This window comes from Methylobacterium sp. P5_C11 (assembly GCF_054049775.1).
The window spans coordinates 1-14327 of the sequence record NZ_JBFULS010000025.1 but is presented as its reverse complement, the minus strand read 5'-3'; the positions used below and the strand labels follow the sequence as shown (position 1 = coordinate 14327).

The 14327-nt window shown below is 71.2% G+C and carries 14 protein-coding genes and 2 pseudogenes; 7 read left to right on the top strand and 9 right to left on the bottom strand.

What is annotated here, in order from left to right:
- Window positions 1-50 precede the first annotated feature (50 nt).
- From ACXJKQ_RS15005 to ACXJKQ_RS14995, 3 genes are all read left to right on the top strand, one after another.
- The gene (locus tag ACXJKQ_RS15005) at window positions 51-278 is read left to right on the top strand and encodes a hypothetical protein (RefSeq protein ID WP_457106527.1); all 228 of its coding nucleotides are present in this window, start codon (window positions 51-53) and stop codon (window positions 276-278) included.
- Window positions 275-568, top strand: a complete 294-nt coding sequence (locus tag ACXJKQ_RS15000) for a type II toxin-antitoxin system RelE/ParE family toxin (protein WP_457106526.1) — start codon at window positions 275-277, stop codon at window positions 566-568. The genes ACXJKQ_RS15005 and ACXJKQ_RS15000 overlap by 4 nt, the downstream gene beginning before the upstream one ends.
- Before the next feature lie 62 nt (window positions 569-630).
- Entirely contained in the window at window positions 631-957 is a 327-nt protein-coding gene (locus tag ACXJKQ_RS14995) for a cupin domain-containing protein (protein ID WP_457106525.1), read from the top strand.
- A 52-nt stretch (window positions 958-1009) separates the two neighbouring features.
- Here ACXJKQ_RS14995 and ACXJKQ_RS14990 read toward each other — a convergent pair whose 3' ends face one another.
- A complete protein-coding gene (locus tag ACXJKQ_RS14990) occupies window positions 1010-1663 on the bottom strand; it encodes a L,D-transpeptidase (protein WP_457106524.1) in 654 nt (217 codons plus the stop codon).
- 247 nt (window positions 1664-1910) lie between these two features.
- Window positions 1911-3839 (bottom strand): glucans biosynthesis glucosyltransferase MdoH, encoded by a 1929-nt coding sequence (mdoH, locus tag ACXJKQ_RS14985; RefSeq protein WP_457106523.1) that lies wholly within the window; start codon window positions 3837-3839, stop codon window positions 1911-1913.
- A 271-nt stretch (window positions 3840-4110) separates the two neighbouring features.
- Here mdoH and ACXJKQ_RS14980 point away from each other — a divergent pair, with 271 nt between their 5' ends.
- The gene (locus ACXJKQ_RS14980; RefSeq protein ID WP_457106522.1) at window positions 4111-5625 is read left to right on the top strand and encodes a glucan biosynthesis protein; all 1515 of its coding nucleotides are present in this window, start codon (window positions 4111-4113) and stop codon (window positions 5623-5625) included.
- A 43-nt stretch (window positions 5626-5668) separates the two neighbouring features.
- Here ACXJKQ_RS14980 and ACXJKQ_RS14975 read toward each other — a convergent pair whose 3' ends face one another.
- Both ACXJKQ_RS14975 and zwf read right to left on the bottom strand, forming a co-directional pair.
- Window positions 5669-5869 (bottom strand): hypothetical protein, encoded by a 201-nt coding sequence (locus tag ACXJKQ_RS14975; RefSeq protein WP_457106521.1) that lies wholly within the window; start codon window positions 5867-5869, stop codon window positions 5669-5671.
- A 122-nt stretch (window positions 5870-5991) separates the two neighbouring features.
- Window positions 5992-7464: a glucose-6-phosphate dehydrogenase gene (gene zwf / locus ACXJKQ_RS14970; RefSeq protein WP_457106520.1), complete on the bottom strand. Its 1473-nt coding sequence runs from the start codon at window positions 7462-7464 to the stop codon at window positions 5992-5994.
- 219 nt (window positions 7465-7683) lie between these two features.
- On the opposite strand from zwf, the gene ACXJKQ_RS14965 reads away from it, so the two are divergent.
- Window positions 7684-7971 (top strand): GIY-YIG nuclease family protein, encoded by a 288-nt coding sequence (locus ACXJKQ_RS14965; protein WP_457106519.1) that lies wholly within the window; start codon window positions 7684-7686, stop codon window positions 7969-7971.
- Window positions 7972-8157: 186 nt separating this feature from the next.
- Here ACXJKQ_RS14965 and ACXJKQ_RS14960 read toward each other — a convergent pair whose 3' ends face one another.
- The 3 genes from ACXJKQ_RS14960 to ACXJKQ_RS14950 all read right to left on the bottom strand — a co-directional run bounded on the left by ACXJKQ_RS14960 (window position 8158) and on the right by ACXJKQ_RS14950 (window position 9910).
- Window positions 8158-9000, bottom strand: a complete 843-nt coding sequence (locus ACXJKQ_RS14960; protein WP_457106518.1) for an SDR family NAD(P)-dependent oxidoreductase — start codon at window positions 8998-9000, stop codon at window positions 8158-8160.
- 176 nt (window positions 9001-9176) lie between these two features.
- On the bottom strand, window positions 9177-9611 hold the full coding sequence (locus ACXJKQ_RS14955; protein WP_457106517.1) for a PIN domain-containing protein: 435 nt from the start codon (window positions 9609-9611) through the stop codon (window positions 9177-9179).
- Window positions 9608-9910, bottom strand: coding sequence for a hypothetical protein (locus ACXJKQ_RS14950; protein WP_457106516.1), 303 nt, complete (start codon window positions 9908-9910; stop codon window positions 9608-9610). The genes ACXJKQ_RS14955 and ACXJKQ_RS14950 overlap by 4 nt, the downstream gene beginning before the upstream one ends.
- Window positions 9911-10145: 235 nt before the next feature.
- Between ACXJKQ_RS14950 and ACXJKQ_RS14945 the strand changes: the two genes are divergently transcribed.
- On the top strand, window positions 10146-11324 hold the full coding sequence (locus ACXJKQ_RS14945) for an endo-1,4-beta-xylanase (RefSeq protein WP_457106515.1): 1179 nt from the start codon (window positions 10146-10148) through the stop codon (window positions 11322-11324).
- On the opposite strand, the gene ACXJKQ_RS14940 is transcribed toward ACXJKQ_RS14945, so the two are convergent.
- Window positions 11311-12429 (bottom strand): acyltransferase family protein, encoded by a 1119-nt coding sequence (locus ACXJKQ_RS14940; RefSeq protein ID WP_457106514.1) that lies wholly within the window; start codon window positions 12427-12429, stop codon window positions 11311-11313. The genes ACXJKQ_RS14945 and ACXJKQ_RS14940 overlap by 14 nt on opposite strands.
- A 215-nt stretch (window positions 12430-12644) precedes the next feature.
- On the opposite strand from ACXJKQ_RS14940, the pseudogene ACXJKQ_RS14935 reads away from it, so the two are divergent.
- Window positions 12645-13967, top strand: a pseudogene (locus tag ACXJKQ_RS14935) (L,D-transpeptidase family protein); the annotation flags it as partial.
- A 130-nt stretch (window positions 13968-14097) separates the two neighbouring features.
- Here the strand turns inward: ACXJKQ_RS14935 and ACXJKQ_RS14930 are convergent.
- Window positions 14098-14327: pseudogene (locus ACXJKQ_RS14930) on the bottom strand (hypothetical protein); the annotation flags it as partial.

Here is a 14327-nt window from a genome sequence, read left to right as displayed (position 1 = left end):
CGGCGACGCGAACGCTTCCCCCCCGTTCGGTTCTGACGCAGGATGGCGCCATGACCGAGCTTCTCGACCGTGCCATCGCGCGGGCACGCACCCTGTCTCCCGCGGCCCAGGACGAACTCGCCGACGTATTGCTGCGCCTCGCCGGCGACGACGAAGCCGTTTATCAGCTCGGCCCGGACGAGAAGACATCGTTCGCGCACTCTCTCGCTCAAGCCGAACGGGGTGAGTTCGCATCGGATGAACAGATCAGGGCCATCTGGTCGAAGCACGGCTTTTGAAACTGCGCTTCACCGCGGCTGCCGCAGCCGAACTCGATGACCTGCTCACGGACATCGCCCGCTCCTCGCCCCATGGCGCGCGGCGAATCCAGGGCAGGATCCGCGTCATCCTGGATCTTCTCCTCGATCAGCCCAGAAGCGGCCGGCTCACCGATCTGGGGGCTCTTCGGCGCATCGTGGTGCGACCATATCCCTATCTCATCTTCTACGAGATCCGGGAGGACGCCTTGATCGCCGTCGGCATCCGCCACGGCGCCCGGTCCCCGTCCTCCATGCCTGGAGCGACATGAGGTCAGCGGGGCCGGAATTTGCATCCAATCCAGATCGCGTCGTCATCGTCTCCGGAGCCGCCATGGCCTTCGCCTGCACCATCCCCGCAACGCCCACGATCCAGCAGGACGACGCCGCCGTGCGCATCACCCGCTGGGACTTCCCGCCCGGCGCCGTGACCGGCTGGCACGAGCACGGCTGGCCCTATTTCGTGGTCATGCTGGTGGACGGGATCCTGCGCGTCCACGACGGCGCGGCGGTGAGCGAGACGGCGCTCGCGGCCGGCCAATCCTACATGCGGCCCGCGGGCATCCGGCACGACGTGATGAACGGCTCGGACCACCCGATCGCGTTCATCGAGATCGAGGTGAAGCGTCCCGACGCGCTGGTCACTCTGCCGACCGCCTGAACGCGAAAAGGGCCGGCCTCACGGCCGGCCCTCCTGCAAAAGTCCCAAAGATTCAGCGCTGGACGATGACCTTCGTGCCGACCTTGGCGTGGGTGTACAGGTCCATCACGTCGTCGTTGGTCATGCGGATGCAGCCCGACGACACGGCCGTGCCGATGGTCTCCGGCTCGTTGGAGCCGTGGATCCGGTAGATCGAGCCGCCCAGATACATCGCGCGGGCGCCCAGCGGGTTCTCGAGGCCGCCCTTCATGTAGCGCGGCAGGTCGGGCCGACGCTTCAGCATGGTCGACGGCGGGCGCCAATCCGGCCACTCGCGCTTCATCGTGATGGTCTGGACGCCGCCCCAGGTGAAGCCCGGGCGGCCGACGCCGACGCCGTAGCGCAGGGCCTGACCGCCGCCCAGCACGTAATAGAGCCGCCGCTCGGCCGTGGACACGACGATCGTGCCGGCGCCGTACGGGCCGTTATACGCCACGGTCTCCCGCGGGATGGCCGACATCTGCGGCACCGCCGCGTCGGCGCTCAGCGGGTCGGCCGGGTTGGCCACCGGCACCGCGACGGTCTCGACGGCCTGCGGGCGCACCCGCACCGTGAGCGCGTCGTTCAGCGGCTGGCGGGTCAGCGGGTCGATCTCGTAGGCAAGGGCCGGCGCGGCGCACGCGGCCGCGCCGAAAAGCCCGATCAGAGCGGGGAGAAAACGACGCATCAAAGCCTCTCGGGGCAGGCGCGGACTATGGCGGGAACGCGGCGAATACCGGGGCACGATGCCGTGCCGATCCTCGCCAAGGGGTAAACGCTCGCGCCCCAAAACCAAGCCTGAAACGGCCCCGCCCCGGCGGTTCCGCCCGCCCGTGACTCGATGGCAACACTGTGGCAGCTTGGCCGTAAGGCCCGGGATGATGTCTGCTGCCCCGGGCTTCAGGATCTTCTCTGGCCGGGTCCGGAGCCGCGTCTCAGGCCTCGTCGGCGGCGAGCCAGATGGCCGGCTCCCGCGGCGCCGGACGGACCGGGGCCACCGCGCAGGGCGCGCCGCGGAGCTGGGCGAGTTCGGCGAGTTCCGGCGCCTGCGCGGTGTCGTCGGCGTTCAGGAACAGGCCCCGCGCCCGGGCGGCACGGCCGAGGTCGGCCCGGCTCGTCCAGACGCTCTGGGCCGGGCTCGTGACGAGCGCCAGGGCCAGGGGCGCCATCCAGAGCGCGAGCCAGGGGTTTCCGGCGAGGACCAGGGCGAAGGCCATCAGGCCGCCGACCACGACGGCGTCGGCCTGGAGCCGGAAGGCCTCGGCCCAGGAGAGCTGCCGGTCGTCGCGGTCCTGCGTCTCCCAGCGCACCACCCGGCCGAAGAAGGTCGAGACCACGGCCCCGGCGGTGAACAGGGTCAGGACCGGCCACAGGAACACCCAGACGACCTGTTCCAGGGCCGCGCTCGCGAGCAGCGCCCGGGTGCCGCCGAAGGCCCCGCGCCGCTGCGGCGAGGCCAGGACATGGCCGAGGCTCAGGAGCTTCGGCAGGGCGAGCACGGCGAGGCTGAGGGCGGCGAGGGCGTGGGCGGCGGCGCCCGGCCCGGTCAGCCCGTAGGCCAGGAGGCCGAGATCGCCGGTCCGGGCGGCCTGCCACGCGGCGAGGCCCAGGAAGGCGATCCAGAGCGGCAGCACCCCGTAGGAGAGGATGCCGACGAAGAGGTGCCAGCGGCTTGCGGCGTGCAGGCCTGCCCAGGGCAGCACCCGCAGGTGCTGGAGGTTGCCCTGGCACCAGCGCCGCTCGCGGCCGAGCAGGTCGACCAAGTTGGTGGGCATCTCCTCCCAGGTGCCCCCCATCTCGGGCAGCAGCCGCACCTCCCACCCGGCGCGGACCATCAGCGCGCCCTCGACGATGTCGTGGCACAGGATCTCGCCGCCGAGCGGCTCCCGGCCCGGGAGCTTCGGGAGCTGGGCGTTCTCCGCGAAGGCCTCGATCCGCAGGATGGCGTTGTGGCCCCAGTAGCTGCCCTCCGGCCCCTGCCAGGTCTCCAGGCAGCGCAGGGCCAGCGGCGCGTAGAGGCGGACGGCGAATTGCTGGATGCGGGCGAAGAGCGTGTCCCGGCCCGCGGCGTACGAGACGGTCTGGATCAGGCCGGTGCGGGGGCTCTCCGCCATCAGGCGCACGAGCCGGCTCATGGCGTCGCCGGTCATCAGGCTGTCGGCGTCCAGCACGATCATGAACGCGTATTCGGCACCGTAGCGGCGGCAGAACTCGCCGATGTTGCCGGCCTTGCGGCCGACATTCTCCGTCCGACGCCGGTAGCGGATCCGCGGCAGGGCCGGGTCGGCGACCGCCCAGGCCTGGATGCGCGCGAATTCGTGCTCCTCCACGGCGGCGATCGCGCCGTCCCGGGTGTCGGACAGGACGAAGATGTCGATGCCCTGAGCCTCGGCGCGGGCGAGCGACCGGGCCATCACCCGCAGGCGGGCGAACACCGCCACCGCGTCCTCGGCGTGGATCGCCACCACGGCGGCGGTGCGCCCGGCCTCGGCCGGCAGGGCGCCCGCCTCTCCGGAACGGCGTTCCATCACGGACTTCGCCCGGTCGCCCAGGAGGGCTGCTGCGAAGCCGTAGACGTACTGGCAGGCGACGAAGGCCTGCCAGCCCATCACGAGGCCGAACAGAACCAGGACGGCCCAGGCGAGCGGGCTGACGCCCGCCGGGTAGGCCAGCGCGGCGAGCCACACCAGGCCGCCGGCGGTGACGAGGCTCGAGACCGCCAGAGCCAGGCGCCGGGTCCGCAGCGCGGCGCGGCGCCCGTCGGTCCAGACCTCGCGATAGGATGCCCCATCCGACGGATCGGGTATGGCAGGACCCGCGTTCCGGTGCGACCGCTCGGCGGAGGAGATGACGCGTGAGGACATGGCGCGAGGAACTCGACCGTGGAAGGCCACCGGCTGCCCCGCCGGCGGAGGCCGGGAACCGATGACCGTGGATACCGATGTGCGGGGTGAGGACACGGAGCCGCCCCGGCCACACGGGCGGCCGGAAGCCGAACGGATCAATCCCCCCTCCCGACGCCGCGTTCTTCGGACGGTCCTGGCCGCGGCTGCCGGCACGGTCCTACCTAGCGCGGCCGATCTGAATGGGTCCAGAACGTGGGCCGGGTCGGCGCTTCCGCCGCAGGAGGGCGCGATGACCTTCGAGTCCCTGTCGGCCCAGGCGGCGCGCCTCGCGGCCGCGCCCTATGCCGCACCGCCCGAAGACCTGCCGCCCGCCCTCGCCGCCCTCGACTACGACGGCTACCGTGCCATCACCTTCCGGGCGGCCGAGAGCCTGCATCTCGGCGCCCATTTCAGCGCGCAGCTGTTCCATCGGGGCTTCCTGCAGCGCAAGCGCGTTGCCCTCTATCTCCAGCCGCGCGTCGGGCCGGCACGCCCGATTCCCTATGAGAGCCGCCTGTTCGATCTCGGCCGGACGCTCGCCGGCCAGAGCTTTGCGCCCGATCTCGGCTTTGCGGGATTCCGCCTGCACTACGCTTTCCCGGACACGCCGGCCTGGCGCCCCAAGGGCTTCCAGGAAGAGTTCCTCGTGTTCCTCGGGGCGTCCTATTTCCGCCTGCGCGCGGCCAACCAGGAATACGGGCTCTCGGCCCGGGGTCTCGCCATCGGCACCGGCGCGCCGGAGGGCGAGGAATTCCCCGACTTCGTCGCCCACTGGATCTGCGAACCGGAGCCGGAGGCACGCACCCTGACGGTGCTCTCCCTGCTCGACAGCCCGAGCGTGGCCGGTGCCTACCGGTTCGCGATCAGCCCCGGGGACCCGGCGCGGATCGCCGTCACGGCGGCGCTCCATCCGCGCCGGCCGATCGCGAAGCTCGGTCTGGCGCCGCTCACCAGCATGTTCCTGTTCGGCCAGAACGGACCCGGCGCCCGGGACGCCAAGCCGTTCGACGACTTCCGGCCGCAGGTGCACGATTCCGACGGGCTCTGCGTCGCGGCCGGGGCCGATCCGGCGCATGTCGACCGGATCTGGCGCCCCCTGGTGAACGGGCGCCAGCAGCCGCAGATCTCCGCCTTCGCGGCCCGGCCGCTTGCCGGCTTCGGGCTGCTGCAGCGGGAGCGGAGCTTCGCCGCCTACCTCGACGTCGAGGCGCGCCACGAGGCGCGGCCGGGCCTGTGGGTGAGCCCGGACGCCGACGGCGGCGCCTTCGCGGAGGGCGCCGTGCAGCTCTTCGAGATCCCGTCGGGCGAGGAATACATGGACAACATCGTGGCAGCCTTCGTACCGGCGTCCCCGGCGAAGCCGGGCACCCCGCTGCGGGTCGCCTACGGCCTAACCACGGTGGGGGCCGAGCCGGTGCCGGCGATCCCCGACTCATCCCTGGCCCGGGTGACCTCGACGCGGTTCGGCTCGGCGGAGCGCCTGCGCCCGATGACGCCGCCGAACCCGCGGCGGCGGCTCTGCGTGATCGACTTCGCGGGACCGGAGCTGCCGAAGGGCGCCGACGACGCCGTAGGCGCGGAGGTTTCCGCCAGCGCCGGCACGATGCACGAGCCGGTGGCGAACTTCGTGCCGCAGACCGGCGGCTGGCGGATCTACGTCGAGTGGCGCCCGCCGGAACCGATGCCGTCGGGCGATGTCGTGCTGCGCGCCCGGCTGGTCCGCGGGACGACGCCCCTCAGCGAGACCTGGGACGCAGCGGTGTGACCCCCTCTGAGCGCGCGCAGGGACGGCCGACGTTCCAGGCCGCTCAGGCGGTTCGACGCTCCTGCTTCAGGCGCCGCGCCAAACGGGTTGCGCTGTAGACCTCGCTCAGGCGCCGACGGGCGGCGGAGACCGGCGGGGCCTGCCGTTCGACCTGGGCGGCGGCGATAACGCGCAGGGCCGCGGCGACCGAACGCTCCAGGCGGCGCTCGGCCTGGGCGGCCACGTCCTGATGATTGTCCAGCATGTGATGATCCCTCGTGCCGCGCCGTATCCACCCTCTCCCGGGGCGGTATCCGGCGGCACGAACACGTTTCACATCTGGCTTGGCCGTATCAAGGCAGCTTGACCGTAAGCCGACGATCGTCCTTAGCGCAGTTCCTCGTGCCAGGTCCGGCCGTCGCGCTCGATCAGCGCGATGGCGGCCGTCGGCCCCCAGCTGCCGGCCGGGTAGGGACGCGGCGCCTCGGGTCGGTCGGCCCAGGCCTTGAGCACGTCGTCCGCCCAGGCCCAGGCGGCCTCGACCTCGTCGCGGCGCATGAACAGGGTGGCGTTGCCGCGGACCACGTCCATCAGAAGGCGCTCGTAGGCGTCCGGATAGCGCTGCTTGAAGATCTCCTCGAAGGAGATGTCGAGGTCGGTCGGGCGCAGGCGCAGGCCGCCCGGACCCGGATCCTTGGTCATGACCTCGAGCTTCATGCCCTCCTGCGGCTGCAGGCGGATCACCAGGCGGTTCGGCTCGCGGCCGAAGGCCTCCTCGGGGAAGATCGAGAAGGGCGAGGCACGGAACTGCACCACGATCTCCGAGAGCTTCCGGGGCAGGCGCTTGCCGGTGCGCAGGTAGAACGGCACGCCGGCCCAGCGGCCGGACTGGATCTCGACCTTCATGGCCACGAAGGTCTCGGTCCGGCTCTCGTGGCCGAGTTCGGCGAGGTAGCCCTCGACGGGCTTGCCGTCGACGGCGCCCGCCACGTACTGGCCGCGCACCGTGGCGCTCTGGATGTCGTGCGCGGTGATCGGCTTGAGGGCGCGCAGCACCTTCAGCTTCTCGTCCCGGACGGAGTTCGCCTCAAGATTGAGCGGGCTCTCCATGGCGGTGAGGCAGAGGAGCTGCAGGATGTGGTTCTGCAGCATGTCGCGCATCGCGCCCGACGTGTCGTAGTAGCCGGCCCGGCCCTCGACCCCCACCGTCTCGGCGACCGTGATCTGGACGTGGTCGATCACGTCCGAGGTCCAGAGCCGCTCGAAGATGGTGTTGGCGAAGCGGAGCGACAGCAGGTTCTGGACCGTCTCCTTGCCGAGATAGTGATCGATGCGGAAGATCTGCGATTCGGGGAAGACCTCGCCGACCGCGTCGTTGATCGCCTTGGCCGATTTCAGGTCCTTGCCGATCGGCTTCTCCAGCACGACGCGGGACTTCGCGCCGACGAGACCGTGGGCTGCGAGGTTGCGGCAGATCGAGCCGTAGAGGTCGGGCGAGGTGGCGAGGTAGTAGGGCCGGACTTGGTCGGGCCGCTCGTCGAGCTTGGCGACGAGGTCGGTCCAGCCGCTGTCGCCGGCGCCGTCGACCGCGACGTAATCGACGTGGTCGAGGAAACGCTCCAGCATCGCGTCGGTCAGGTCGTCGGCGGGCACGAACCGCTTGAGCGCGTCGCGGGCGTGCTCGCGGAAGGCGTCGAGGGACAGTTCCGAGCGCGAGGCGCCGATGATCCGGCTGGTCTCGGGGATCTGGCCGTCGCGGAATCGGTAGAACAGCGCCGGCAGAAGCTTCCGCGCGGTCAGATCGCCGGTCGCGCCGAACACGACGCAGTCGAAGGAGGCGACGGGGATGATCGTGGCCACGTTTGGCTCCCGGGTGTCGTGCGCTGGTCTCGTGCGGCGGCTGCGTCGCACTGACCTAGCCCGTGTGCAAGGGCTTCGCCAGACGAGGGGCGCAGGCCAGCGCTGCCCGGTTCAGGGAGCGGCTGCGACAGGTCGGGGCAACCCGATGGCCTCACGCTCCGTCCTTGCGAGCGCAGCGAAGCAACCCAGGGCAGCGCGCCGGTGCCGAAGGACAGCACGATGCGCGAGCCGGCCGTCTACATCATGGCGAGCCGCCGCAATGGCACGCTCTATACCGGCGTGACATCCAACCTCGCGCGGCGTGTCCACGAGCACCGCGAAGCCCTCCAGGCTGGCTTCACGAGCCGTTACGCTTGCAAACTCCTCGCCTGGTACGAGCACTATCCCACGATGGTTGAGGCCATCACGCGCGAGAAGCAGATCAAGGCGGGCTCACGGAAGCGGAAGCTCGCGCTGATCGAGTCGATGAATCCGGATTGGCGCGACCTGTATCCCGATCTGGCATGAACAGGTCCGGCGTCGCGGCTCCCTGGGTTGCTTCGCTGCGCTCGCAAAGACGTTGAAGGCGGCACGCCGCGCAGTCACGCGACCCGTCTCGCTCCTCCGTCATCACGAGCGCACGAAGTGACCCAGGGTGGCGCAACGCTGAGAGGCGTGGCGCCACCAAGATGCTTCGCTTGCCCCGCAGCGACCTCACACCTCCATGAAGCGCTTGAACGCCTCGGCGTGGTCGGGATGCCAGCGCGACAGGGCGGGCCGGTTCTCGATGATGTCGCCCGCCGCCCAGGCGATCCGCTTCGCGTCCTGCGCCCGGGTGGTCTCGTTGTCGGGGCAGAGAATGTAGAAATCCCCGGCCGCGAGCCGCTCCAGCAGGAAGGCCACGGTCTCGTCGGGCGTCCAGGCCCCCGCCGGCTTCTCGGCGACGCCGCGGGCCTTGGTGAGGCCCGTATAGACGAAGCCCGGGATCAGCAGGTGGGCGGTGGTCCGGCAGCCCTCGCGGTTGCGCAGCTCGTGGGCGAGCGCCTCGGTGGCCGCCTTCACCCCCGCCTTCGAGACGTTGTAGGGCGCGTTGCCCGGCGGCGTGGTGATGCCCTGCTTCGAGCCCGTGACGATGATCGCGCCGGGCTTGCCACTCTCGATCATGCCGGGCGCGAAAGCGTGGATGCCGTTGACCACGCCGCCGAGGTTGGTCCCCAGGATCCGCGCCCAGGTGTCGGCGTCGGAGAACAGCTTCCCGCCGGCCTCGACCCCGGCGTTCAGCATCACCAGCGCGGGCGGGCCGGCCTTGGCGACGGCGGCCGCCAGGGCCTCCACGGCGCCCCGATCCGACACGTCGGTGGGCACCGCCCGGACCTCGACGGCGGCGAGTTCGGCCACGGCGGCGCGGGCCGCGTCCAGGGCCGGCCCCGGCAGATCCGCGAGCCAGACATTCATGCCGGCCCGCGCGAAGGCCTGCGCGGCGGCGAGCCCGATGCCGCTCGCGGCCCCGGTGACGACCGCGCTGCGGCCCGGACTGATCGCGGGGTGCTGGCTCATGACGGATCCTCGGCTGAGTGGCGCCCATCAGATGGGGCGACCCGGGGGGGAAGGCGAATTCGCATCCGGATCCCGCGCGTCCCGCCGCGTGGGCGTCAGCATGGCCGTGCGATCGTCCGACGCCGCGCACAAGCCTGCGGATCTCCGGTCTCGCGACCGGGGCGCGACAGCCTCGGTCAGGCCGCGCCTCCGCGCAACGGGTTGATGAACGGGAGGCCAGCGAAGTCCTTCTCGTTATCCGTCACGACGACACAGGCGTTGGCTTCGGCGATCGCCGCGACGATCATGTCGAGAGCGCTGCGCGGCCGCCCGGCGATCTTCCCGTCCGCCATCAGCCGCGCCCAGACCAGCCCGGCCCTGTCGTCGAACGGCAGGATGCGGCCCGTGAACAGGGCTTGCGGTCCTTCGGGGCCGGCGATCCACGCTTCGAGCGCCGCGCGCTTCCCGCCTGCCGGCTTCTCCAGAATGCCGCGCCGGATCTCGGCGACCGTCAGCGCCGTGATGAACAGCGCGTCGTCACGCTGCTTCGACATCCAGTCGAGCAGGGAGGCGGAAGGCTGCGGCTTCACGACATTGCTGATGATGTTGGTGTCGAGCAGGTATCGAGTCACAGATCGAGCGTGCGGCCTTCCTCCCGCGCGCGATCGAGTTCGAGACCGGCGCCGACGAGCGGCGACCGGCGCAGCGCCTGGAGGATTCCACCCGGGTGGGGCGGTTCTCCGAAAACGATCTGCTGGACCATCCTGCGCACCTGCGCGGCGCCGGGATCATCCCCGGCAAGGCGACGAGCGAGCGCGCGGATCAACGCTCGATCAGCATCAAGCGCTTGAACTTCGAAGCGTGCGATGCCGCGCGCGACCTGACGCGATCGATAGTTGCGGACGGCTCGCTTCTGCGCAGCATTGCCCATCGCCAGCCTCCCCCTGATATCACCGGTTATATATCCTGGCTCCGATCCCACAACAATGCCGCGGCCTCCGATCGGGAGCGGTCCGGAGGCTGGTCCGTCAGGGCGCGGTTCCGGAGGGCGACAGCGGAGACGTCGCGCTCAGCCCGATCCGGTGCGACCCGGCAGAACCAGCGGATCGCCGCCGCGGCGGCTTCTGCTAGGGTTGGCGGCCCACGCGTCGGAATGAAGTACCCGGATGCCCCCTGCCCCGAGCCGCCGCGCGATCCTCGCCGGTGCGGCCTCTCTCGGCCTCGCCAATGCGGCGCGTGCGGCCGGCCCGGCGGGGTTCGGTCCCCTCGGCCGTCCGTCCTGGGCGAGCGACAGCCTCCAGGCCGCCGCGGCCGCCAAGGGCCTGATGTACGGCTGCGAGGTGCCCTTCCACCGGTTCGACGCGACGCCCGCCTACCGGCAGGCGGTGGCGTGGGAATGCGGCATCCTCGTCTGCGGCACCGAGATGAAGATGGAGGAGGTCCTGCCCGCGCCGGGCCGGACCGACTTCGCCCGCGGCGACGCCATCCTGCGCTTCGCCCGGGAGAACGGCCAGCGCATGCGCGGCCACACCCTGGTCTGGCACGCGGCCCTGCCCACCTGGGTCGGCCCGCTGCTCGGCCGGGCGAGCGCCGTCCAGGCCGAGGACTTCATGCGGCGCTGGATCGAGACGGTGGCGGGCCATTACCGGGGCCAGATCGTCGCCTGGGACGTGGTCAACGAGATCCTCGGCAACGAGGCCGATCCCGACCGCGGCGGCGGCCTGCGCGACTCGCCCTGGCTCACCGCGATCGGCCCTGCTTACGTCGATCTCGCCTTCCGGATCCTGCACGAGACCGATCCCGCGGCCGCCGGCACCTGGAACGAGGACGCGGTGGAGCAGGGCGTCCCCTGGATGGAGGCCAAGCGCACCAAGGTCCTGCGCCGCCTGGAGGCGATGCGCGCCCGCGGCGTGCCGATCCGGCGCTTCGGGCTCCAGTCGCACCTCACCAGCACGATCCCGATCGACCAGGGTCAGCTGCGGCGCTTCCTGCGGGAGATCGGCCAGATGGGGCTCGGCATCGCGATCACCGAACTCGACATCGACGACCGGGCCTTCCCGTCCGACGTGGCGACCCGCGACCGGATGGTGGCCGATTACGCCCGGCGCTACCTCGACGTGGTGCTGGACGAGCCCGCCTGCCTCGACGTCCTGACCTGGGACATCTACGACCCGGACACGTGGCTGAACGACCACCCGTACCGCAAGCGCCCGGACGGCCTGCCGCAGCGGGCGCTGCCGCTCGACGCGCAGTTCCGGCGCAAGCCCCTGTGGCACGCGATGCAGGCGGCGTTCCGGGCCGCCCCCGACCACAGCGCCGCCCGGGACAGGCTCAGGCGGGCGTGACGCCGGCCCGGCGCCCGCCCTCGGCCAGGCTCGGCTCCGGCGGCCGGTCGGCGAGGAGGCGGCGGCGGAGGCGCGCGCAGGGGCGCTCGACGAACCCGTACATCGCCCAGCACCCGAGCAGCGTCACCGGGAACGCCGCCAGCATCAGCCCGATGCCGTGCAACCCGGGACTCAGGTGCAGCACCAGCGCCACCACGGTCATGTGCGTGAGGTAGAAGCTGTACGACCAGAGCCCGAGCTGGCGCATCGGCCGGCTGGCGAGCGCCCGCACGATCCAGCCTTCGCCGTGGAGCAGGTAGGCGAAGGGCGCGAACAGGGCGGCGCTCTGCAGCGTGTAGCGCAGGCTCTCGCGGAAGGCCGGGTCGCGGACCGCCAGGGTCCCGGGGATCACGGCGAGGCTGGCGGCGACGTGCCAGACCTTGGGGCGCCACGCCCGGTCGGCCGGGATCACCGGGTTGCTCCACAGGCCGAGGCAGCAGCCGAACAGGATCGCGTCGATCCGCGTATGGGTCCAGCTGTAGTTCAGGCTGGAATCCGGCAGCCGCCAGACATTCAGGCATCGGATCGCCAGGACCGCCGCGCAGAGCCCCAGGCAGGCGAGCGCCGCCCGGCGCGGCCGCAGACGCCCGAGCCACAGCACGTAGGCCAGCGGAAACACCAGGTAGAAGTGCTCCTCGATGGCGAGGCTCCACAGGGGCACCGGGAGCACCGCCTCGGTGCCGAACAGGCCGGGATAGTTGGTCAGGAACGTCGCCTGTCCGAGGATCGCCGCCGGCTCAACGCGCATCCAGTCGAGCCACCCGGCCGCGTAGAGGGCGCCCGACGCCAGCAGGGTCAGGTACAGCGGCGGGAGGATGCGCAGGCTGCGCCGCAGGTAGAAGGCGGAGAGCGAGACCGCACCCGTCCGCGCCTGCTCGATCCGCAGCAGCGTGGTGATCAGGTAGCCGCTGAGGAAGAAGAAGACCGTGACCCCGAAGCCCCCGGGGATCACGTGGCTGTAGCCGCAATGCGCCGCGAACACGATCAGGATGGCGAGTGCGCGCACGCCGTCGAGCTGCGGCAGGTAGGGCATCGTCTTCGGGACCTGGAACCCGGAATCCGGCATGGCGGAGGTCGATCTCCCGTCGCGCTGTGGCGGCACACCATAAGCGAGCTTTGCATGCGGACCGATATCCGCACCGCCCGCTGAGCGGCCGAACCAGTCTCCGGATGGTGAATCCGTGCCGCACAGCCCCGGTGGAAGCGGAGGAGATTGGTAACCACGGACATCCATGATCCCGCCCGACCGCCCCGCCTCGGGCGCCGTCGGGAGTGTTGCGTATGGTCCCGGTCCAGCCCCGCCGTCACGGCCGCCCGCACGCTGTGCTGAGGGCGGGCCTGTCCCTGCTGGCGCTCCTCGGCGCGCCGGTCACGGTGCTCGCGCAGGCGGCCGGCTCTGCACCGGCTGGCTCCGGTCCGGCCCCTGTGCCACCGCTGGCCGTCCCGGTCACCGTACCGCCCGCCGGCACGACGGAGACTGCGAAGGGCCAAGAGCCCCGGACGCCGGAGGGGAAGGGCGCGACCGGCAGGGCAGCGGACGCCAAACCCGTGGAGACCAAGCCCGCGGAGGCCAAGGCGGCCGAAGCTCCTCCGGAGCCGGCCAAATCGCAGGATGCCAAGGCACAGGACACCAAGTCCCAGCAGGCCAAGTCTCAGGAGGCCAAGCCTCAGGAAGCCGCGCGGAAGTCCCGCGAGCCGGCGCCTCTGGTCTACGCCAAGGTCTCGAGCGATCCGAACCCGGCGCTGACCCCGCGGACGTTCCTCGATACGCTGCGAGCGGCCGAGCGGTACGCGGCCTTCGCGGAGGCCGGCGGCTGGGAGCGCCTGCCCGAGGATCTCGCGCGCCTGAAACCGGGTGAGCGCAGCCCGGCGATCCCGGCCCTGCGCCACCACCTGACGCTCACGGGCGACCTGCCGGCGGACGCGCCGCCGAGCGACCGCCTCGACCCGTCCCTGGTGGCGGCGATCGCGGCCTTCCAGGGACGCCACGGCCTGCCCGACAGCGGCATCCTTGGCCGGCTCACGATCAACGCCCTCAACGTGCCCGCCACGGTGCGCCAGAGACAGCTCGCCGCGTCCGCGGCCCGGCTGATGGGCTCGAAATTCCCGTTCGGCGAGCGCTACGTGGTGGTCAACGTTCCGTCTGCCGCCGTCGAGGCGGTGGAGAACGGCGTGGTGGCGCGCCGCTACGTGGCGGTTGTCGGCTCCCCCGACAAGGCGACCCCGGCGGTAGAGACCCGGATCACCGACATCAACTTCAACCCGACCTGGACCGTCCCGGCCTCGGTGGTGAAGAACGAGATCATCCCGCAGATGCGCAAGAATCCGGGCTATCTCGCCCGGAACCACATCCGAATCCTCGGGCCGACCGGGGAGGTCGATCCCACCCGGATCGACTGGGCCGGCGAGAAGGCAGTGAACTACACGCTGCGCCAGGATTCGGGCTTCGACAACTCGCTCGGCCAAGTGCGGATCGACATGCCGAACCGCTTTGCCGTCTACATGCATGATACGCCGGCGAAATCGCTGTTCGCTGCCAACGTCCGCTTCCACAGTCACGGCTGCGTCCGCGTTGGGCAGGTGAAGGACCTCGTCGGCTGGCTGCTCCAGGGCACGGACGGGCCGAACGGCCCCGGCACGAGCTGGGGTCCGATTGAGATCGAGACTGGCATCGCCGACGGCGAGCGTCGCGACATCAAGCTCGTCAAACCGGTCCCGGTGGCGTTCGTGTACCTCACGGGCTACGCCACCCCGGACGGGAAGGCGCATTTCCGCGACGACATCTACAACCTGGACACACCGGCCTCCGAGCCAGCCGCAACCGGCGCGCTCGCGCCCGTGTCGCCGCCCCCACCCGCATGACCAGGACGATCGTTTCCATGTCGGGACAGCCGGGGTCTGCGCAGGCGATCTCGTTGATCGCCAGCGTGTCGGCCTCGCCGAGGCCGAGCGCAGGCCGAGCGC